Source organism: Streptomyces sp. NPDC059248 (genome assembly GCF_042753905.1).
Taxonomy (GTDB): Bacteria; Actinomycetota; Actinomycetes; order Streptomycetales; family Streptomycetaceae; genus Streptomyces.
Genome location: NZ_JBHYZV010000003.1, coordinates 26,983 through 44,750 on the forward strand (window position 1 = coordinate 26,983; position 17,768 = coordinate 44,750).

Sequence of the window (17,768 nt, forward strand, 5' to 3'; positions counted from 1 at the left end):
CGGAGAGCGTTCGGAGCGCCTTCGGAGCACCTTCGGAGCGCGCTTGGACCCGTGCTCGGAGCGTGCCCGGCCGGCCTCAGACCGTCTTCGGCAAGTCGTAGGCGTCCGCGACGAGTTCGTACGAGCGCAGCCGCGCGGCTTCGCCGTGGACGTTCGACGTGAGCATCAGCTCGTCCGCCCCGGTCCGCTTCCGCAGCGCGTCGAGCCCGTCCCGGACGGCGTCGGGCGTGCCGTGGACGATGGTGGAGAGCCAGTCCGCGACGAACTCCCGCTCCGCGGGGGTGAAGGCGTACGACTCCGCCTCCTCCGAGGTCGGGATCAGCCCCGGCCGCCCGGTGCGCAGCCGCAGCATCGACAGCGCGCCGGTCAGCACCTGGCGGCGGGCCTCCCGCTCGTCGTCGGCGGCGAGCGCGGCCACCCCGATCAGCGCGTACGGCTCCGTCAGCAGCGCCGAGGGGCGGAACGACTCCCGGTACAGATCGAGCGCCGGGACCGTGTTGCGGGCCGAGAAGTGGTGCGCGAAGGCGAAGGGCAGTCCGAGGGCGCCCGCGAGCCTGGCGCTGAAGCCGGATGAGCCGAGCAGCCAGACCGGCGGGCGGGCCACCGGGCCCTGGACGGGGCCGGGTACGGCGTGGATCCGGGCGTACGGATGGCCGTCGGGGAAGTCGTCGTCGAGGAACCTGGTCAACTCCGCGAGCTGCTGCGGGAAGTCCTCCGCCCCCTCCCCCGGCCGCGCGGTGCGGCGCAGGGCGGCGGCGGTCGCCCCGTCGGTGCCCGGGGCCCGGCCGAGCCCGAGGTCGATCCGCCCCGGCGCCAGCGCCTCCAGCGTGCCGAACTGCTCGGCGATCACCAGCGGGGCGTGGTTGGGGAGCATCACCCCGCCGGAGCCGAGGCGGAGCCGGTCGGTGTGCGCGGCGAGATGGGCGAGGATCACGGCCGGGGAGGACGAGGCGACCCCGGGCATGGAGTGGTGTTCGGCCACCCAGTGGCGGTGGTAGCCGCGGCTCTCCGCGAGCCGGGCGAGCGCGACACTGGTCCGCAGGGCGTCGGCGGCGGTCCGCCCCTCCCCCACGGTGACGAGGTCGAGCACGGACAACGGCACGCCCGCCGAGCCGTGCGCCGTGCCCCTGACGGGGTCGGGGTCGGGGTGATGGGCGTCCTGCCTCGCGTCGTCCAACGGTTCTGCCCTTCGCACTCGGACGGAGCAAGCTGTCGCAGGAGATCAACAGGAGGTTTACTCCGTTTGTTCCCGTGACGGTGGGGGTTGTTCCCCGTGACGGCGGGGTCCGGACGCCCGGTGCGGCGGTCTCCGGGGGCGCCATCCGGCCGATGAACCGCCCGGGGCATCACGGGATCGATCCGCATATCCGCGTACGGTCCGGGTAGCCGCGCGGGCATGGCCCGACGACGACATCCCCAGGAACAACATTCGACACACCAGTCACCCATGAACCGCATGCCGCGACAACCCCGCGAACCCGGGAGCGGCCCCGGAGAAGGCCCCGGGGGCGGCCCCCCGGACGGCGGCAGACGCGGCATCGGCCGCAGGTCCCTGCTCGCCGGGGCCGCCGCACTCGGCTCCCTCGCCGCCGTGGGCGGCGCGAGCGCGTGCAGCCGGGTGGCCACCGCGGACGCCGGGGACGGCGGCAGCCTGCTGGAGCAGCTGCGCGCGAAGGGCACCGTACGGCTGGGTCTCGCCGGGGAGCAGCCGTTCGGCTACATCGGCCGGGACGGCGAGATGACCGGCTCGTCGCCGGTGATCGCCCGGCGGATCTTCCGGGCGCTGGGGGTCGAGGAGGTCCAGCCCTTCCCGACCGAGTTCGGGTCCCTGATCACCGGGCTCAACGCGCTCCAGTTCGATGTGGTCGGCGCCGGGATGTTCATCACGCCCGCCCGCTGCGACCAGGTCCTCTTCTCCGACCCCGAGTACCAGATGCTCAGCGGTTTCCTGGTCGCCAAGGGCAATCCGAAGAAGCTGCGCACCTTCGAGGACGTGGCCGAGTCGGGTGCCAGGTTCGCGACCGGGGTCGGCTACGGGGAGATCGACCACGCGAAGGAGGCGGGGGTGAAGAACATCGTCACCCTCCCCGACCAGCTCGCCGGGCTGCTCGCGGTCGAACAGGGCCGGGTCGACGTCTTCGCCGGGACCTCCGTCGCGGTACGGAACGTCGTGAAGGGCAGCCGACGGGCCGAGGTGACGCCCGAGATCACCCCGCTCCGCGACGGGGAACCGGTGATCGACGTCGGCGGCTTCGCCTTCCGCACCCCCGAGACCCGGCTGCGGGACGCCTTCAATCGCGAGCTGCACAAGCTGAGGCGCACCGGTGAGCTGCTGGATCTGATGCGGCCCTTCGGCTTCCGCGAGACGGAGATGACGAATGTACGGGCCCGGGAGAGGTGCGCCGCATGAGCGACATCACCCCGGGGCTGTGGGAGCTGCTCCTCAAGGGCGTGTGGGTCACCGTCCAGCTCACCGTGTTCAGTGCCGCCCTGGCGGTGGTCGTGGCCTTCGTCGTCGGCCCGGCCCGTACCCACCGCCGGTGGATCGTCCGGTTTCTGTCCGGGACGTATGTGGAGATCTTCCGGGGCACATCGGCACTGATCCTGATGTTCTGGATCTTCTTCGTGCTGCCGATGGGCTTCGGCTGGCAGCTGGTGCCCATGTGGGCGGCGGTGCTGTCGCTGGGCCTGACGTACGGCGCGTACGGCGCCGAGGTCGTCCGCGGCGCGGTCGCCGCGGTGCCGCCGGGGCAGCGGGAGGCCGGGGTGGCCCTCGGCTTCACCCAGGGGCAGCAGCTGCGGAAGGTGGTCGTCCCGCAGGCATGGCCGGAAATGATCCCCCCGTTCGGCAATCTCCTCGTCGAACTGCTCAAGGGCACGGCCCTGGTCTCGGTGATGGGCGTCGGCGACATCGCGTTCGGCGCGGCACTCGTCCGCAACGCCACCGGCGACAGTGCGCCGGTGTACACCGTGGTCCTGCTCATGTACTTCGTCCTGGCCTTCAGCCTCAGCCGCGGGATGCGGTCGCTGGAGCGGCGAGCCAAGGCGGGTCTCGGCCGGGAGGTCGAACCGTCGTTCACGGACCGGGTACGGGCCCGCCACCGCCGCCGGGCGGTGGCCGGTAACGACCAGGTCCCGGCGACGGGTACCGGTGCCGGAACGCCGGCCCCGGAGACACAGGCGACCGCCGGAGCCACGGCGACCGGAGGTGAGCGCTGATGACGTGGGACTGGTCCGCGGTCGGGGACTTCATGCCCCGTTTCTGGGACGGACTCCTGGTCACCCTGCAGGCCCTGGGCCTGGGGGCGCTGCTCGCCTTCGCGCTCGGCCTGGTGTGGGCGCTGGCGCTGCGTTCGCCGTACCGCGCGGTGCGCTGGCCGGTGGCGGCCGTGACGGAGTTCGTCCGCAACACTCCGCTGCTGGTGCAGCTGTTCTTCCTCTACTACGTGCTGCCGGAGTGGGGTATCACGCTCTCCGCCCTGGTCACCGGGGTCGTCGGGCTCGGGCTGCACTACTCGACGTACACCGCCGAGGTCTACCGCGCCGGGATCGACGGGGTCCCGGTGGGCCAGTGGGAGGCGGCCACGGCGCTCGGCCTGGGCCGGGTGCGCACCTGGCGTGCGGTGATCCTGCCGCAGGCGGTGCGCCGGGTCGTCCCGGCGCTCGGCAACTACGTCATCGCGATGCTGAAGGACACTCCGATGATCTTCGTGATCGGAGTGATGGACATGCTCGGGCAGGCGCGCCAGTTCGCCGCCGAGACCTTCCTGACCGTGGAGGCGTTCACGGTCGTCGGTATCGCCTTCATCGTCCTGTCCTACCCGGCATCCCTCCTTCTGCGAGCACTGGAGCGTCGTCTTGTCCGCTGACCGTCTGCTGAACAAGCCCACCGATCCCACCGATCCCACGGACACGGCCGGTCCGGCCGGTCCGGCCGATCCCGCGGGGCCCGCGGGTCCCGCGGGGCCCGGGGATCCCGCCGCCCCCGACGCCTCGGGCGGGGCCGCAGGCGCCGGCGGCACACCGGTGGCCGATCTGATCACCTTCGACGGGGTCACCAAACGGTTCGGGGACCGTACGGTCCTCGACTCCCTCGATCTGTCGGTCCACCCCGGCAAGCACGTCACCCTCATCGGCCCGTCGGGCTCCGGCAAGACCACGATCCTGCGGCTGCTGATGACCCTGCTGAAGCCCGACGACGGCACGATCACCGTCGGCGGGCGGCGGCTGTGGCCGGCGCCCGAGAAGCAGGTCCGGGAGGTCCGCAAGGACATCGGGATGGTGTTCCAGCAGTTCAACCTGTTCCCCCATATGAAGGTGCTGCGGAACATCACCGAGGCGCCCGTACACGTCCTGGGACTCTCCAAGGACGAGGCCGAGGAGCGCGGCCGGGAGCTGCTGGACCTGGTGGGCCTCGGCGAGTACACCGACAGCTATCCCAGCCGGCTCTCCGGCGGGCAGCAGCAGCGGGTGGCCATCGCCAGGGCGCTGGCGATGCGGCCGAAGGTGCTGCTGCTGGACGAGGTGACGTCGGCGCTCGACCCCGAGCTGGTGACCGGCGTACTGGATCTGCTGCGGGACATCGCCCGGTCGACCGATGTGACGATGGTCTGCGTCACCCACGAGATGAGCTTCGCCCGTGACGTCTCGGACTGCGTGATGATGTTCGACGAGGGGCGGGTACTGGAGTACGGGCCGCCGGAGAAGATCTTCTCGGACCCGGAGCACGAACGGACCCGGGAGTTCCTGGGCGCGATCCTCTGACCGGGCGGCGTCCGGGCACCGCGGGGGCGCCCGGACCTGCCCGCGGGGGTGCCGGGACCCGCCGCGGGAGGTATCGGGACCCGCCCGGGGGTACCCGGGAACGCCCGCGCGAATCGTGGACGCGCCCCTACCCCAGACCATGCCTCTGGCATATGCCAAAAACAAGAGCCCCAGCTTAGGGGGGTGACAACACCCGGCATTCCGGCCAACAGCCGTGCTTCTGACGGTTATTGCCCGCTATCGTGGTAATGGAAGCTGGCGGAGACGACCTGCTGAGGGGGAGACCGTGGCACTCAGGCCCGAGCCGGCTGTGTCGTTCCAGTCGGTGCAGTACGTGCTGCGCGTACTCGAAACCGTCTCCCGGCACGGCGGCGGTGTCACGGACGACCAGATCGCCCGGGAGACCGGACTGCCCACCGCGCATCTGACGCCGATGCTCGACATGCTCCGCCGCGAGGGGTACGTCGAGCGGCTCACCGACGGCGGCGCCTATGTGATCGGCGACTCGCTCGTCCTGCTGGGCTCGGGCCCGGTCCGCGAGCGCGCCGTGGAGGAGAAGGTCCAGCACGCCCTGGCCCTGCTGCGCGACACGGTCGGCGCCGCGGTGTACGTCAGCCGCTATATCGACGGCGAGGTGCGGATCACCCAGTACGCGGACAGTCCCCTCGCGCCCAAGGTGAACGAGTACGTGGACTTCCGTTTCGCGGCGCACGCGAGCGCCGTCGGCAAGTGCCTGCTCACCCAGCTCGACCCGAACGGCCGCCGGGACCATCTCTCCCGCCACAAGATCACCCGCTTCACCTCCAGGACGATCACGAGTGAGCGGCTGCTCTTCTCCAAGCTGGACAGCCAGCCGCCGACCGTGCCGGTCCTGGACCTCCAGGAGTACGCGGTGGGCACGGTCTGCGCCGCGGTCCCACTGACGGCGGGGGCGACGGTGGGCTGTCTGGCGCTGTCGATGCCGGTGGAACACGCCCACCGGCTGCGCGCCGCGGCCGACACGCTGAACCGCAGCGCCGCCCCGATGGCGCTCTCCCTCACCCTGTGACCCGGCCGGCCCCCGGGGTGGTCCCCGACCGGTCCCTGGTGGTCGTGAGCATCGCCGGGGACCGGGTAGTATTTTTCTCGTCAGGCGCCGCTAGCTCAGTTGGTTAGAGCAGCTGACTCTTAATCAGCGGGTCCGGGGTTCGAGTCCCTGGCGGCGCACAGATGATCACCCGAGGCGTTCCGGTTCCGGCCGGGACGCCTCGGGTGTTTTCATGCGTTCCGGGGCTCCGTCACCGCGTCCGTCCATTTGCGGGGTCCCGGGGCCCGGGGTCTCCTGGAGGGGTGGTCGCCGCGCGCCCGTGCCCTTCGGCAGACCCAGGCCCCGACCCCCGACACCGAGGTGGCGACGATGACGGCCGAGGAGAACATGCAGCTCATGCAGAGCCTCGACGACGCGTGGAACGCCCAGGACTGGGACGCCTTCGACGCCCGTCACACCCCGGACACCGTCGTGTACTGGCCCGGACAGCCCGAGCCGACCCGGGGGCGGCACGACCACCGGGCGGAGGCCGTCGAATTCTTCGCGACCTTCCCCGACAATCATGTGACCAACCGGCCGTACAAGGTCCTCATCGGCCGGGGCGACTGGACCTGCTCGGTGGCCCGCTTCACCGGCACGATGACCGGGCCGATGAAGGGCCCCGGCGGGGAGATCCCACCGACCGGCCGAGCCTTCGCCGTCGACTTCTGCACGGTGGCGCACTGGGTGGACGGCATGATCGTGGAGGAGAACCTCTTCTACGACCTGGTCGGCCTGATGCGCCAGATCGGCCTCAACGACTGAGCGGCTGCGGCACCCCGGATATCCGGGGGAGCCAGGGGCGCGGGGAACCGCGCGACAAGCCACCCACCGGGCCCCGGACCGAAGAGCACCCGCAGGCGCCGGACGGGTCCGGCCCCCGGCTCCACGACGCGGCGGCCCCCGGGAAGGGGCCGCCGCGCCGTCAGGCGTCATGCGTCAGGCGTCATGCGTCATGCGTCAGAACTGGACGTCCGAGCAGGCGTAGAACGCGTTCGGTGTGTCGTAGACGGTCCAGACCGCCACGATCACGTGCTTGCCCGAACGGGACGGCAGCGTCCCGGTGTGCGACAGGGTCTCCGGCGGCTGGACACCTCCGTAGGGGACGGTCAGGAAGGGCTGGGAGTCCAGGGACGCGCGGGTCACCTTGGAGTTCGGGTTCCAGCCCTGCTTGGTGATGAAGTACTTGAAGTCGGTGGCGCGGTGCCGTGCCGTAAAGCGCCAGCTGAAGGTGTAGCTGCCCGAGTTGACCTGTGTGGCGGGCCAGGCACCGCCGCGCGGGTCGTCGAGCTGCGAGAAGCGGCCGTTGCCGCCCGCGCAGATGGTTCCGTCGGCCGGGCCCCCGGCGGGGAAGACCTTGAGGCCCTCGACGCTCTGCGGCTCCCACTGGATGTCCCCGCAGTTCTTCACCGTGCCGTTGGCACAGAGCTTCTGGCGGCTGACCGGGGACTCCGTGTAGCCGTGGCTGTTGGCGCTGCCGGTCGCGAAGACGGTGGCGCCGGTCATGAGAAGACCGATGGCGGCAGCTGTGGTCCGTTTGCGCATGCTTGCTCCAAGAAACGTGGGGGGGGTTCGAGTGAGCCGTGCTGCACGCGTGCGTGGGGTGTGGGGGGTTGACCGTGCGATCGCGTCGTGGGGATTCCCGTGGGGGGTTCTTCCGCGAGAGGCGCTCCTTCTGCGCCACTTTCAGGTCTAGACCAACACCCAATGTATTGACCAGAGTTCGGCCTGTCCAGACCCTGAGATGCCTTCGCTTTCCGGGCCCGTAACGGGTATAGCCACCGGAAGCATGCCGTAGTTCCCGCTTCCCCTTCATCACGTGCGGCGGTACGGATCCGGCGGCACCGGGCGCCCGATGGCGGCCGGTGCGGAACTCAGTGCTCCAGGGGCGTGGACCGGCCGGTGTAGAACGCCACGGTGAGATCCTTGACGAGGGCCTTGCGCTCGTAGTCGTCGAGCTCCACCAGACCGCGCGCGGTGAGCCGGGTGACCGTGTCGTCCACCGCGTCGACCACCGAGGTCAGTACGGAGTCCCGGTGCCGGGCGTCGATCGCCGCGACCCGGCGCCGCTGGAGCGCGGCGGCGACATCGGGGGCGTAGTCGACCGCCGTCGGCTGGGCCGAGAAGACCTCGATCCCGGCGGGCGCGCACTCGGCCGCGAGCATCGCCGTCAGCGCGCCGCCCAGACCCTCGGCGCCGGCCGTGGCGGTGGGCCCGGGACCGTCCGGGCGGTCGTCCGCCGGGAACCGGGAGAGCACCCGGGCGGTCGAGGACTCCACCCGCTCGGTCAGATACGCCTCGTGGCGCTCGACCCCGAGGGCCGCGCGGGCGGTGTCCCGTACCCGCCAGACCACCAGCACCACCACCCGCAGCGCCGTACCGTCGGCGTCGACGGCGGGCATCGGCAGGCTCCGCCAGTGCCGTAGCCGTACGTCGACGCGACGGCGCCGCAGCAGCGGGTTCAGCCACATCAGGCCGGTACGCCGGACCGTGCCGCGGTACTCGCCGAAGAGCGTCAGGACGAGGGCGTGCCCCGCCCGGCCGCGGGCGACCCCGCCGAAGGTGAAGAGCGCGAGTACGACCCCGAGACCGATCAGCGCCCACAGGAGGGGGCCGAGCCCGGCGTACGGGGCCGGGGGCAGCCCGAGAAGACGGGTCGCCACCGCGGGTGTCACCCCGGCGCCCCACAGGACCAGGCCCGTTCCGGCGACCGCGCACATCCCCGCGAAGACCCCGGTCCAGCCGGGCAGCGCCGGGCCGGGGCGCTCGGTGAGACCGGGATCGGCGGTGGGCACGGGCCGGGCGGGGACGGGGACGGACGCGGGTCCTCCGGCTCCGAAGCCGGAGCGGGGGCCGAGTCCCGGTCCCGGGGCCGTGCGCGGCTGCTCGCCGGTGCCCCGGCGGCGGGAGACCACGGCCGGGCGCACGGGGAAGGTCCGGCCGACCACGTCGGTGGCGGTGTCGGTATCGGTGCAGGTGTCGTCGCGGAAGAGGAGGTGGACCGGGATCTCCGTGGTCGCCTCCGCGGCGATGACCGGGACATGGGCCCCGGGGAGCCGCGTGGGGCCCGGGCTCCCGTCGGGCTCCGATGTGGTGGTGCTCATCGTGCTGCCGCCTCCGCTGCGGGGATCGGGCGAGTGCCGGATGGGGGATTCGGGGGTGGTACGGGGGCGGTACGGGGGCCCGCCCTCAGGTCGCGGCGAAGAGGCGGCGCCAGGTCTCGGGGCCCGGGTAGCCGTCGGCTGCGGCGCCGCGCCAGCCCTGGGCCAGCTGGAACGCCTCGACATTGCGCCGGTCCGCCTCGCCCCAGACGGGCCCGGGGCCCCGGGTGTAGTGCCGGCCGAAGCCCCGCAGGACGAGCCGCTCGCCGAGCCGGGTCACGTACGGACTGGACACCCCGGGCCGGAAGACCCCGACCCCGGGAAACGGCGGCACGGCCGGAACGGCGGGCGCGACGGCCGGTACGGCGCCGACACCCTGGGCGGGCCCGGGCGCCGGGGCGGACCCGAGGGCCGCCTGGGTCACCGAAGTCACCGGCGTCACCGGGGCGGCGGGCAGGGCCTCCGCCGCGGGGATGGGCTTCCCCGTCCCGGTGGTCAGCAGCTTCCACGTCTGCGCGCCGGGGATGCCGTCGGCGGCGGTGCCCCGCCAGCCCTGCGCCTGCTGGAACGCCTGGGTTGCCCTGCGGTCGGCCTCGCCCCAGCGGGGCCCGGGCCCCTTCGCGTAGAACCGCTTGCCGCCGCGCTGCACCAGCATCTCCCCGAGCCGGGTCACATGCGCGTTGTTCGCCCCGGGGCCGAAGTGCTGCGCCCCGGGGAAGGCGTCGGAGTCGGCGGGGGCGGGCGGCGCGGGGACGGCCGGCGGGGGCGCGGTGACGGGCTCGGCGGGCTCGGCCGGGGTGGTGGCGCCCGTGATGCCCTTGTAGCGGTAGGCGAGGTACTTGGACGAGTTGTTCCAGTACGCCATCGGCGTGGTCTGCCGGCGCGTGGCCGGCTTGGTCTGCTCGTACGCCGTGTACTCGGCATGGGTGTGGTCGGTCCAGCCGCCGAAGAGCGTGACATGCGATCCGGTAGTCGGATTGTCCGGGTTGTGGAACAGCAGCATGTCCCCGGGCTGGAGCTCCTCCCGCTTGATCTCCGTACCGAACTGGGCCAGGCTGCCGGTCCACTCGTTGGCGGTCAGACCCCACGCCATGGAGACATAGCCCGAGCAGTCCTGGCGGTATCCGTCGGTCCAGTACTTCGACATGCTGTACGGGACCTTGGCCTCCACCCAGATCTTGGCCCGGTTGATGATCTCCGCCCGGGTCGTCTTGGGGATGACGGGCGCCGCCGGCTGCCCGGTCGGGCCGGGCAGCGGTCGGCCGTGCAGCTCGCCGCGTCCGCCCTGCTCGTTGTCGGGTTCGGCGGCGGTGGCGTCCGTACGGCCCGGGGCGCTCAAGGCCGCCCCGGCCGGACTCGCGGCGGTCCCCGGCGCGACGACGGAGACCGCGCCGACGGGCGCCACCGCACCACCGCCGAGCACCGCGCCCGCCGCGGTGACCACCACCAGCGCGCGCCGGCAGCCGTGGGCCGCCGGGTGCTCCCCCGCCGCGAACGCCCGGCGCTGCCGGACGCAGCCGGGACAGTCGCAGTCGGGAGCGGGTTCGTACTCCTCGAATACCGGCAGCGCCATCGGCTGGCCCCTCCACGCGTGGCTGGATCGTGATGTGTGTGGGCGGGTGAGAACACCTGCGATGGAGTGCAGTCTGGCCCATAAAAGGGACAAAAAGACCATCCGACAGGCCGGGAACGATCAGATGGGCCGGATATTGGTTCGGAGCACCCCATGCGATCCGGTAGAGTTTTCCCGTCAGCAGGCGCCGCTAGCTCAGTTGGTTAGAGCAGCTGACTCTTAATCAGCGGGTCCGGGGTTCGAGTCCCTGGCGGCGCACGCACACCGAGGCCCCCTCGCCCATGGCGAGGGGGCCTCGGTCATGCCAGGACATGCCAGGACATGCCAGGACCTGCCCGGACCGGCCGAGGCGCCGCGCCGACCGACGTCCGCGAGACCCACGAGTCGCACCCGCGGACCTAGGCCATGTCGCTCCGCGCGCCTACAGTGGCAGAAAGGCCGTCCCGCCACTGGTCCGGGTTCCCGCGTCACGACCATCCCCCTCCTCCCGCTCCGGTGCCGGGCTTCTCCCGCAGCCCGTGCCCCGCGGTCGAGGACCGGCCCGGCGGGTGGCCCGGATGAGACGGCCGCCCGCCGGGCCCGGTCGCGGACCGGAACGCAGATCGGAGCACGGACCGGAGCGCGGCCCGGCTCAGTGGCCGTCCGTGCGGCGGCGGCGATGCGCTCCCCGTACCGCGACGACGACCGCGGCCACCCCCGCCAGGACGAGTCCGACGACGGTGTGGACGGTGCCGGGCCCGGTGTCCTCGGCGGCGGGCTCACCGGTGGCGATTCCCGCGCCCGTCCCCGTACCCGCACCCGTACCGGTGCCGGTGCCGGTGCCGTCGACCGCGCCCACACCCCCGCCGACACCACGGGCCTCGACGGCGGGCGCCGGATCCGGGGCCGCCCGGGGGGTCAGCAGGGACGGCGCCACGGGCGCGGCGGCCGGGATCCGGGCCGCCGCCGCGTCGGAAACCCCGCCCGCCCCGCCCGCCCCGCCGGGCTCGTACACCCCGGCCGTCTCGCGCGCCGAACCGACGGCGGACTCCGCGGGCGCGAGGACGAGGGCGGTCGGCACCGCGGCGAGGACGGCGGCCACCCCGGCCGCACGGAGCGCGATCACAGCTGCACGCATGGTGACACCTCCTGCTGTGCCACAGCGTCACGCCTGTCGCGGCCCACCGCATCCCCGGCGCCGGGACCGCACCCCCGGCACCGGTTCTGACGTGGCACGACGCAAGCGGGGGCCGAGGTGTTCGGGTGACGCGACGCACGCCACGTCACCGGCACCGGCACCGCCGCGGGCGCCAGGGCGGCGCGCGGTCAGATCCGCTCGACGAGATCCGCGATGGAGTCCACGACCGTCGAGGGCCGGAACGGGTAGCGGTCGATGCCTTCGGGGGTCGTCACCCCGGTGAGGACGAGGAACGTCTCCATCCCCGCCTCAAGACCGGCCAGCACATCCGTGTCCATCCGGTCGCCGATCATGGCGCTGGTCTCGGAGTGCGCCCCGATCGCGTTCAGCCCGGTCCGCATCATCAGCGGGTTCGGCTTGCCCGCGAAGTAGGGGTCCTTGCCGGTGGCCTTGGTGATCAGCGCCGCGACCGAGCCCGTCGCCGGGAGGGGGCCCTCCGTGGAGGGACCGGTCTCGTCGGGGTTGGTGCAGATGAACCGGGCCCCGCCGTTGATCAGCCGGATCGCCTTGGTCAGCGCCTCGAAGGAGTACGTACGGGTCTCGCCGAGCACCACGTAGTCGGGGTCGTGGTCGGTGAGGACGTACCCGATGTCGTGGAGCGCCGTGGTGAGCCCGGCCTCGCCGATGACGTACGCCGTACCGCCGGGCCGCTGGTCGTCGAGGAACTGCGCGGTGGCCAGGGCGGACGTCCAGATGTTCTGCACCGGGACGTCGAGGCCCATCCGGTCGAGCCGGGCGTGCAGGTCCCGGGCGGTGTAGATCGAGTTGTTCGTCAGCACCAGGAACGGCTTGCCGGTGTCCCGGAGCTTGCGGATGAAGGCGTCGGCGCCCGGGATCGGCACGCCTTCGTGGATCAGGACACCGTCCATGTCGGTCAGCCAGGATTCGATCGGCTTGCGCTCTGCCATCAAGGGGGCTCCTGCCGTGCTCGGGGCGTACGGTACGGTCCCGGACCCCGCTCCGGCCGGCGGCCGGCGGTTGTCCGTGTCCCGTACGCGATGTGCGGGATGCCGGAGGCACGGCCTTGTGGCACCCCGACACGGACAGCCTAGTCAGCCGGGGGCCGGGTGTTCGAGTCCTGACCAGCGACGAACGGGTTTTACGGGGGTGTCAGAGCCGGTGTCGGGGCGGGACCGGCACCGGGACCGGCACGGATCCGTACCGGTCCCGGTGTCCGAGCGCGGGCGGCGTCAGTCCCGGGCCCTGCGCACTCCCCGCGAGATCAGGAGGAGCACTCCGCCGGCCGCCAGGACCATGCCGAGCGCCGCGGCCAGCCGGAGGGTGGAGCCGGTGCCGGTGGTGGCGAGTTCGTCGCGGGTGACGGTGGCCCCGGGCCCGCGGTCCTCCAGGACGGCGAACCGGTAGTCGCCGGACTCCCCGACCCAGTCGCCGTCGTCCCCGCGCCGCTGGACGACGGCCGCGTTGACGGTGACCTGGTTGGGCGGGGTCTCGCCGGTGAGGGCGAGCCGCACCCGGACGGTGACCGCGGACTTCGCCCGTACGGTGAAACCGCCACCCTCGGCCCGCTGGGCGCCCAGCACGCCGACGACCTCGTCGTCGCCGCTGGTCTCCAGCTGCGCGCCGCGCCAGCGCGCGGCCCCCGGATCGTAGAACTCCAGCATCATCCGGTCGGGGGTCAGCCCCCGGTCGCGGGCGGCGAAGACGAGGACCGGGTGGACCTGCCGGCACTCCCGGCCGGTGGTGTTGGTCAGCTCGACGCCCCAGGCCTCGAAGCCGCCCCCCGGGTGGTGGACGTCGGGCCCGCCGACGATCCGGGTGCCGATGGGGAAAGCCCCGCCGGACGCGCTCCCGCATCCGGCGGGCAGCCGCTCGCCCCCGGTGGCGCCGTCCGCCGGGACGGACGCGGCACCGAGGGCGACGGCGGTCCCGGCGGTGCCGGCGGAACCGGCCGCCGGGGTCACGGTCAGGGCGACGGCCGCGACCGTGGTCGCGGCGACGACGGCGAAAACGGTGCGCGTTCGCATGTCGATCGTTGGCCTTTGCGTTCGGAGGGGGCCTGCTCCCCGCCCCGGGGGACGGATCCGGCCTCGGCCCCGACGATGGCACGCGCGGCGGGGAAGGCGACGGCGCCACGACCCGCCCCGGCCGGGCGGCCCGGCGATTCCGCCCCTTCAGCGTATTGTCCGACTTTCATACGGGTTCCAACCCGGTGAACCCGGCCAGGCCCCCCGAAACGGACCCCCGAAACCGGCCCCGCTGTCGCCGATACCTCTGATGCGCGCCTCACCCCGCCGCGCCGCCGAAGAGGGGGGCGAGGACGAGTTCCGCCGCTCCCCTGGCCACCAGATGGGGGCCGCCGTTCGCGAGGGCGGCCGGGATCCCGGCCCGGCGGCCCACCTCCCGTACGAACATCTCTCCCGCGCCGGCCTCCTCGACTATCCGGCCGCCCAGCAGGACCCGGTCGATATCGAGCAGAGCGACGAGGTTGGCCGCCCCGGCGCCGAGGACGCGGGCCGCCTCCGGCAGATCGCCGCCGGCGACGGCGGCCAGACAGAGCGCCTCGATACAGCCGCGCCGACCGCAGCGGCAGGGCGGCGTGTCGGCGTCGAGCCGGATCACCTGGTGACCGAACTCCCCGGCCCCCGTCCGCCCGCCCCGGTACACGGCCCCGCCCAGGACGAGACCGGCGCCGAGGCCGGTACCCAGATGGAGATAGGCGTACGACTCCCCCGGCGGCGCGCCCGGCACCAGGCCGAGCGCGCCCGCGTTGGTGTCCTTGTCGAGCACGACGGGCATCGCGAGCCGGGCGGCAACGGCGTCCCGGACGGGGAAGCCGTCCCACTCGGGGAAGCCGGTGATCCGGAGCGTGACCCCGGCCGCGTGATCGAGCGGCCCGGGCATCGCGACCCCGGCCCCCAGGACCTGCCCCGGCCCCTCGTCCGCGAGCAGCGACTCCACCTCGGCGGCCGCGGCCTCCACGACCGCCGGGGCGCCGGTGCCGAGATCCAGCGGGGCGGTCCTCGCGGCGACCACGGCCCCGTACAGATCCACCAGGACCGCGGTCACCTCGTCCCGGTCGATCCGGAGGCCGATCGCGTGGCGCGCCCCGGGAACCAGCCGCAGGACGGTCCTGGGCTTCCCCCCGGTGGAGGCGCGCCGCCCGGCCTCGGCGACCAGCCCGTCGGCGCGGAGCCGGGCGATGATCTTGCTGACGGCCTGGGGGGTGAGCCCGGTGCGCCGGGCGAGACCGAGCCGGCTGATCCCGTGGTCGCGCGCGTCGCGGAGGTGGGCGAGGAGCAGGGCCGTGTTGTGTCCGCGCAGGGCGGGGAGGTTGGCGCCGCCGGCGGGTGTGCCGGGGAGGGTGGCCGTACGGGTGGGCTCGGCGCCGGGGGCCGGGGCGAGCCGGGGTCCCGTCCGCCGGAACGGATCGGCGCCCGACTCCGTACCGCCGGAGCTTTCCCCCCCGCCACCGATACCGATACCGCCACCGCCACCGCCACCGACCCCGATACGAGCGCCGTCACCCGGTCCCGGACCTGCGGCGGTCTCGTCGGTGCCGTCGGTGTTGTCGTGTCCCATGTCTCCCACACCCCCATTCTGACGTCCGCTTGCGCTTTGGCAACAGCGTTGCTTAAGTGACGCCATGACTGGTAACGGCACCGATACCCCCCTCGCCGTGGGACTCGTCGGCTATGGAGTCGCGGGTTCGTTCTTCCACGCGCCGCTGATCGCCGCCGCCGACGGACTGGTCCTCGACACGGTCGTCACCTCCGCTCCGGCCCGTCGTGAGCAGGCGCGGGCCGAGTTCCCGGGGGTACGGCTCGCCTCCTCCGCCGACGAGCTGTGGGGCCGCGCGGACGAGCTGGACCTCGTGGTCGTCGCGTCGCCCAACCGGACCCATGTCCCGCTGGCGACGGCGGCGCTGCGGGCCGGGCTCCCGGTCGTCGTCGACAAGCCGCTCGCCGGGACCGCCGCCGAGGCGCGGGATCTGGCGGCGCTCGCGGCGGACCGCGGACTGCTGCTCTCGGTCTTCCAGAACCGCCGCTGGGACAGTGACTTCCTGACCCTCGCCGAAGTGGTGGCCAGGGGTGATCTCGGGGTCGTACAGCGTTTCGAGTCCCGGTTCGAGCGGTGGCGGCCACGGCCGAAGGGCGGCTGGCGGGAGTCCGGTGACCCGCAGGAGATCGGCGGACTGCTGTACGACCTCGGAAGCCATGTGGTCGACCAGGCGCTGACCCTGTTCGGCCCGGCGGTCCGGGTGTACGCGGAGTCCGATGTACGGCGCGGCGGCGCCGAGACCGACGACGACACCTTCATCGCCCTCACCCACGCGAACGGGGTCCGCTCGCATCTGTGGGTCAGCTCGACCGCCGCCCAGCCGGGGCCCCGTTTCCGGGTCCTGGGCTCACGGGCCGGTTTCGTCACCTACGGCCTCGACCCGCAGGAGGCGGAGCTGCGGGCGGGCCGGCGGCCGGGGCGCGGGGAGCCGTGGGGTGTGGAGGACGAATCGCTGTGGGGCCGGATCGGGGCGGGGGACTCGCCGCCGGCCGGCGGGGGCCGTCCGGTGCCGTCCGTACCCGGCGACTATCCCGCCTACTACGACCTGGTGGCCCGCGCGCTGCGGGACGGCACACCGCCGCCGGTCACCGCCGAGCAGGCGGCGGCGACTCTGGCCATCCTGGAAGCGGCCCGTCGTTCCGCCCGAGAGGGCATCACCGTGGAGGTGCCGTCCGTATGACCCCCGCCGCCGCTCCGTCCGGCCAGCCGTCCGCGAACCCTCCCGTACCCGCGGCCGTACCCCCGGCCGGGCCGTCCGACGGGCCGTCCGCCGGGGCGCCGGTCCCCACCGTGACCGAGCTGGCGGCCCAGGAGCGGCGGCTGGTGCTGGACCGTTTCACCCATGCGGACGCGTGGGCGCTGGGCACGCTGCTGATGGAGATGGCCCGGCTGCGGAACGCGCCGGTGGCGATCGACATCCGCCGCGGCGGACAGCAGCTCTTCCACGCCGCCCTGCCCGGGTCGAGCCCGGACAACGACGCGTGGATCGACCGCAAACGGCGGGTGGTGGAGCGGTTCGGCGAGAGCAGTCTGCTGGTGGGCGCCCGCCACCGGGCCCGGGGGGCGGACTTCGGTACGGCGTCCCGGCTCGACCCCGCCGGGTACGCGGCGCACGGCGGCGCGTTCCCGCTGGCGGTGACGGGCGCGGGGGTGATCGGGACGGTCACGGTCTCCGGTCTGCCGCAGACGGAGGACCACGCGCTGGTGGTGGAGGCGCTGGAACGGTTCCAGGCGACGACCAGGACGCCGTCGGGGGTGTGACACGGCGCACACCCCGCGCGTACCCGGCGGCTACAGGGGCTGGGCCAGGGCGCCCGCCGTCGGCATGTCGCGGTAGAGGAGGACGCGTTCGACGAAGCTCCAGGTCGTACTGGTGACGATGTAGAGCGCGGCGGCGAGCGGGACGACGGCCACGGTGATCAGGGTGCCGAAGGAGAGCAGCGGCAGGAACTTCAGCATGGGGGCCATCGCCGCCGCGCCGGGCGTCGAGGGGTCGATCGCGGGGCCGGCCGCCATCTGCCGCTTCGTACGCCGGTAATTGAGCACGGCGACCACGGTGACGAGGGCGAAGAGCGCCAGATAGACGAGGCCCGCGTCGCCGAGTACACCACCGTCGTCGAGGGCGTGGGTCCAGCGGTCGCCGAGGGGCGCGGCGAAGAGGGTGTGGGTGAGCAGGGCGTTGGGCTCGCCGCCGATCGAACCGCTGGAGAACAGGTGGTAGAGGAGGAAGAACGCGGGGATCTGCAACAGGCTCGGCAGACAGCCGGAGAGGGGCGACGCCTTCTCCTTCGCGTACAGCTCCATCAGCGCCTTCTGGAGCCGCTCGGGGTTCTTGCCGTGCTTCTTGCGGAGTTCGGCGACGCGGGGGGCGAGCCGGGCGTTGGCCTTCTGGCCGCGGGCGGCGGCGCGGGACAGGGGGTGGACGGCGAGCCGGACGAGCGCCGTGAACAGGACGATCGCGGCGGCGGTCGCGGAGGTCTGGAAGAGGGGTTCGAGGAAGTCGGCGAGGCGCTCGACAAGCTGGGCGAAGACGGACAAGGGAGCCCTCCGAAGGGTCTCGTACTGCCG

At 73.2% G+C, this 17,768-nt stretch carries 17 protein-coding genes and 2 tRNA genes; 10 read left to right on the forward strand and 9 right to left on the reverse strand.

Translation table 11 applies throughout. The annotated features are described in order from the left end of the window. Nucleotides 1-76: 76 nt before the first annotated feature. Nucleotides 77-1,177 (reverse strand): LLM class flavin-dependent oxidoreductase, encoded by a 1,101-nt coding sequence (locus ACFXG1_RS01950; RefSeq protein WP_384711725.1) that lies wholly within the window; start codon nucleotides 1,175-1,177, stop codon nucleotides 77-79. 270 nt (nucleotides 1,178-1,447) lie between these two features. On the opposite strand from ACFXG1_RS01950, the gene ehuB reads away from it, so the two are divergent. The 7 genes from ehuB (at nucleotide 1,448) to ACFXG1_RS01985 (ending at nucleotide 6,595) form a co-directional block, all read left to right on the forward strand. Beyond that, on the forward strand, nucleotides 1,448-2,410 hold the full coding sequence (gene ehuB, locus ACFXG1_RS01955) for an ectoine/hydroxyectoine ABC transporter substrate-binding protein EhuB (protein ID WP_384711728.1): 963 nt from the start codon (nucleotides 1,448-1,450) through the stop codon (nucleotides 2,408-2,410). Beyond that, complete coding sequence (ehuC, locus tag ACFXG1_RS01960; protein WP_384711731.1) at nucleotides 2,407-3,219, forward strand: ectoine/hydroxyectoine ABC transporter permease subunit EhuC; 813 nt, start codon at nucleotides 2,407-2,409, stop codon at nucleotides 3,217-3,219. The genes ehuB and ehuC overlap by 4 nt, the downstream gene beginning before the upstream one ends. After that, the gene (gene ehuD / locus ACFXG1_RS01965) at nucleotides 3,219-3,869 is read left to right on the forward strand and encodes an ectoine/hydroxyectoine ABC transporter permease subunit EhuD (protein WP_384740308.1); all 651 of its coding nucleotides are present in this window, start codon (nucleotides 3,219-3,221) and stop codon (nucleotides 3,867-3,869) included. The genes ehuC and ehuD overlap by 1 nt, the downstream gene beginning before the upstream one ends. A 157-nt stretch (nucleotides 3,870-4,026) precedes the next feature. Further along, nucleotides 4,027-4,764 (forward strand): amino acid ABC transporter ATP-binding protein, encoded by a 738-nt coding sequence (locus tag ACFXG1_RS01970; protein ID WP_384740448.1) that lies wholly within the window; start codon nucleotides 4,027-4,029, stop codon nucleotides 4,762-4,764. 286 nt (nucleotides 4,765-5,050) lie between these two features. Next, complete coding sequence (locus ACFXG1_RS01975; RefSeq protein WP_384711740.1) at nucleotides 5,051-5,812, forward strand: IclR family transcriptional regulator; 762 nt, start codon at nucleotides 5,051-5,053, stop codon at nucleotides 5,810-5,812. Between the two features lie 84 nt (nucleotides 5,813-5,896). Further along, nucleotides 5,897-5,970, forward strand: a tRNA-Lys gene (locus ACFXG1_RS01980). A gap of 190 nt (nucleotides 5,971-6,160) precedes the next feature. Further along, on the forward strand, nucleotides 6,161-6,595 hold the full coding sequence (locus ACFXG1_RS01985) for an ester cyclase (RefSeq protein WP_384711742.1): 435 nt from the start codon (nucleotides 6,161-6,163) through the stop codon (nucleotides 6,593-6,595). A gap of 195 nt (nucleotides 6,596-6,790) precedes the next feature. Here ACFXG1_RS01985 and ACFXG1_RS01990 read toward each other — a convergent pair whose 3' ends face one another. The 3 genes from ACFXG1_RS01990 to ACFXG1_RS02000 form a co-directional block, all read right to left on the reverse strand. Beyond that, complete coding sequence (locus ACFXG1_RS01990; protein WP_384720668.1) at nucleotides 6,791-7,375, reverse strand: lytic polysaccharide monooxygenase; 585 nt, start codon at nucleotides 7,373-7,375, stop codon at nucleotides 6,791-6,793. A 329-nt stretch (nucleotides 7,376-7,704) separates the two neighbouring features. Next, the gene (locus ACFXG1_RS01995) at nucleotides 7,705-8,934 is read right to left on the reverse strand and encodes an SPFH domain-containing protein (protein ID WP_384720665.1); all 1,230 of its coding nucleotides are present in this window, start codon (nucleotides 8,932-8,934) and stop codon (nucleotides 7,705-7,707) included. Between the two features lie 85 nt (nucleotides 8,935-9,019). Then, on the reverse strand, nucleotides 9,020-10,504 hold the full coding sequence (locus tag ACFXG1_RS02000) for a peptidoglycan-binding protein (protein ID WP_384740314.1): 1,485 nt from the start codon (nucleotides 10,502-10,504) through the stop codon (nucleotides 9,020-9,022). A gap of 184 nt (nucleotides 10,505-10,688) precedes the next feature. Between ACFXG1_RS02000 and ACFXG1_RS02005 the strand changes: the two genes are divergently transcribed. Beyond that, nucleotides 10,689-10,762: transfer RNA gene (locus tag ACFXG1_RS02005), tRNA-Lys, on the forward strand. A 373-nt stretch (nucleotides 10,763-11,135) separates the two neighbouring features. Here the strand turns inward: ACFXG1_RS02005 and ACFXG1_RS02010 are convergent. The 4 genes from ACFXG1_RS02010 to ACFXG1_RS02025 all read right to left on the reverse strand — a co-directional run bounded on the left by ACFXG1_RS02010 (nucleotide 11,136) and on the right by ACFXG1_RS02025 (nucleotide 15,221). Further along, nucleotides 11,136-11,621 (reverse strand): hypothetical protein, encoded by a 486-nt coding sequence (locus tag ACFXG1_RS02010; RefSeq protein WP_384740317.1) that lies wholly within the window; start codon nucleotides 11,619-11,621, stop codon nucleotides 11,136-11,138. A 188-nt stretch (nucleotides 11,622-11,809) separates the two neighbouring features. Continuing rightward, on the reverse strand, nucleotides 11,810-12,589 hold the full coding sequence (locus tag ACFXG1_RS02015) for an HAD-IIA family hydrolase (protein ID WP_384722046.1): 780 nt from the start codon (nucleotides 12,587-12,589) through the stop codon (nucleotides 11,810-11,812). A gap of 282 nt (nucleotides 12,590-12,871) precedes the next feature. Continuing rightward, nucleotides 12,872-13,666, reverse strand: coding sequence for a hypothetical protein (locus ACFXG1_RS02020; protein WP_384740320.1), 795 nt, complete (start codon nucleotides 13,664-13,666; stop codon nucleotides 12,872-12,874). A 259-nt stretch (nucleotides 13,667-13,925) separates the two neighbouring features. Continuing rightward, the gene (locus ACFXG1_RS02025; protein WP_384740451.1) at nucleotides 13,926-15,221 is read right to left on the reverse strand and encodes an ROK family transcriptional regulator; all 1,296 of its coding nucleotides are present in this window, start codon (nucleotides 15,219-15,221) and stop codon (nucleotides 13,926-13,928) included. Nucleotides 15,222-15,285: 64 nt separating this feature from the next. Between ACFXG1_RS02025 and ACFXG1_RS02030 the strand changes: the two genes are divergently transcribed. Together ACFXG1_RS02030 and ACFXG1_RS02035 are read left to right on the forward strand one after the other, a co-directional pair. Beyond that, the gene (locus tag ACFXG1_RS02030; RefSeq protein ID WP_384740323.1) at nucleotides 15,286-16,380 is read left to right on the forward strand and encodes a Gfo/Idh/MocA family oxidoreductase; all 1,095 of its coding nucleotides are present in this window, start codon (nucleotides 15,286-15,288) and stop codon (nucleotides 16,378-16,380) included. Continuing rightward, nucleotides 16,377-16,961, forward strand: coding sequence for a heme-degrading domain-containing protein (locus tag ACFXG1_RS02035; RefSeq protein ID WP_384707458.1), 585 nt, complete (start codon nucleotides 16,377-16,379; stop codon nucleotides 16,959-16,961). Before ACFXG1_RS02030 ends, ACFXG1_RS02035 begins: the two co-directional genes overlap by 4 nt. Before the next feature lie 30 nt (nucleotides 16,962-16,991). Here ACFXG1_RS02035 and ACFXG1_RS02040 read toward each other — a convergent pair whose 3' ends face one another. After that, nucleotides 16,992-17,738, reverse strand: a complete 747-nt coding sequence (locus tag ACFXG1_RS02040; protein ID WP_384707461.1) for a YidC/Oxa1 family membrane protein insertase — start codon at nucleotides 17,736-17,738, stop codon at nucleotides 16,992-16,994. Between the last annotated feature and the right edge of the window lie 30 nt (nucleotides 17,739-17,768).

What these genes read in the sequence shown, in the direction of transcription:
- ACFXG1_RS01985 (WP_384711742.1), top strand. Translation starts at nt 6,161, where the DNA reads ATGACGGCCGAGGAGAACATGCAGCTCATGCAGAGCCTCGACGACGCG.
- ehuB (WP_384711728.1), top strand. Translation starts at nt 1,448, where the DNA reads ATGAACCGCATGCCGCGACAACCCCGCGAACCCGGGAGCGGCCCCGGA.
- ACFXG1_RS01995 (WP_384720665.1), bottom strand. Translation starts at nt 8,934, where the DNA reads ATGAGCACCACCACATCGGAGCCCGACGGGAGCCCGGGCCCCACGCGG.
- ACFXG1_RS02030 (WP_384740323.1), top strand. Translation starts at nt 15,286, where the DNA reads ATGACTGGTAACGGCACCGATACCCCCCTCGCCGTGGGACTCGTCGGC.
- ACFXG1_RS02020 (WP_384740320.1), bottom strand. Translation starts at nt 13,666, where the DNA reads ATGCGAACGCGCACCGTTTTCGCCGTCGTCGCCGCGACCACGGTCGCG.
- ACFXG1_RS02010 (WP_384740317.1), bottom strand. Translation starts at nt 11,621, where the DNA reads ATGCGTGCAGCTGTGATCGCGCTCCGTGCGGCCGGGGTGGCCGCCGTC.
- ACFXG1_RS02015 (WP_384722046.1), bottom strand. Translation starts at nt 12,589, where the DNA reads ATGGCAGAGCGCAAGCCGATCGAATCCTGGCTGACCGACATGGACGGT.
- ACFXG1_RS02025 (WP_384740451.1), bottom strand. Translation starts at nt 15,221, where the DNA reads ATGGGACACGACAACACCGACGGCACCGACGAGACCGCCGCAGGTCCG.
- ehuD (WP_384740308.1), top strand. Translation starts at nt 3,219, where the DNA reads ATGACGTGGGACTGGTCCGCGGTCGGGGACTTCATGCCCCGTTTCTGG.
- ehuC (WP_384711731.1), top strand. Translation starts at nt 2,407, where the DNA reads ATGAGCGACATCACCCCGGGGCTGTGGGAGCTGCTCCTCAAGGGCGTG.
- ACFXG1_RS02035 (WP_384707458.1), top strand. Translation starts at nt 16,377, where the DNA reads ATGACCCCCGCCGCCGCTCCGTCCGGCCAGCCGTCCGCGAACCCTCCC.
- ACFXG1_RS02000 (WP_384740314.1), bottom strand. Translation starts at nt 10,504, where the DNA reads ATGGCGCTGCCGGTATTCGAGGAGTACGAACCCGCTCCCGACTGCGAC.
- ACFXG1_RS01990 (WP_384720668.1), bottom strand. Translation starts at nt 7,375, where the DNA reads ATGCGCAAACGGACCACAGCTGCCGCCATCGGTCTTCTCATGACCGGC.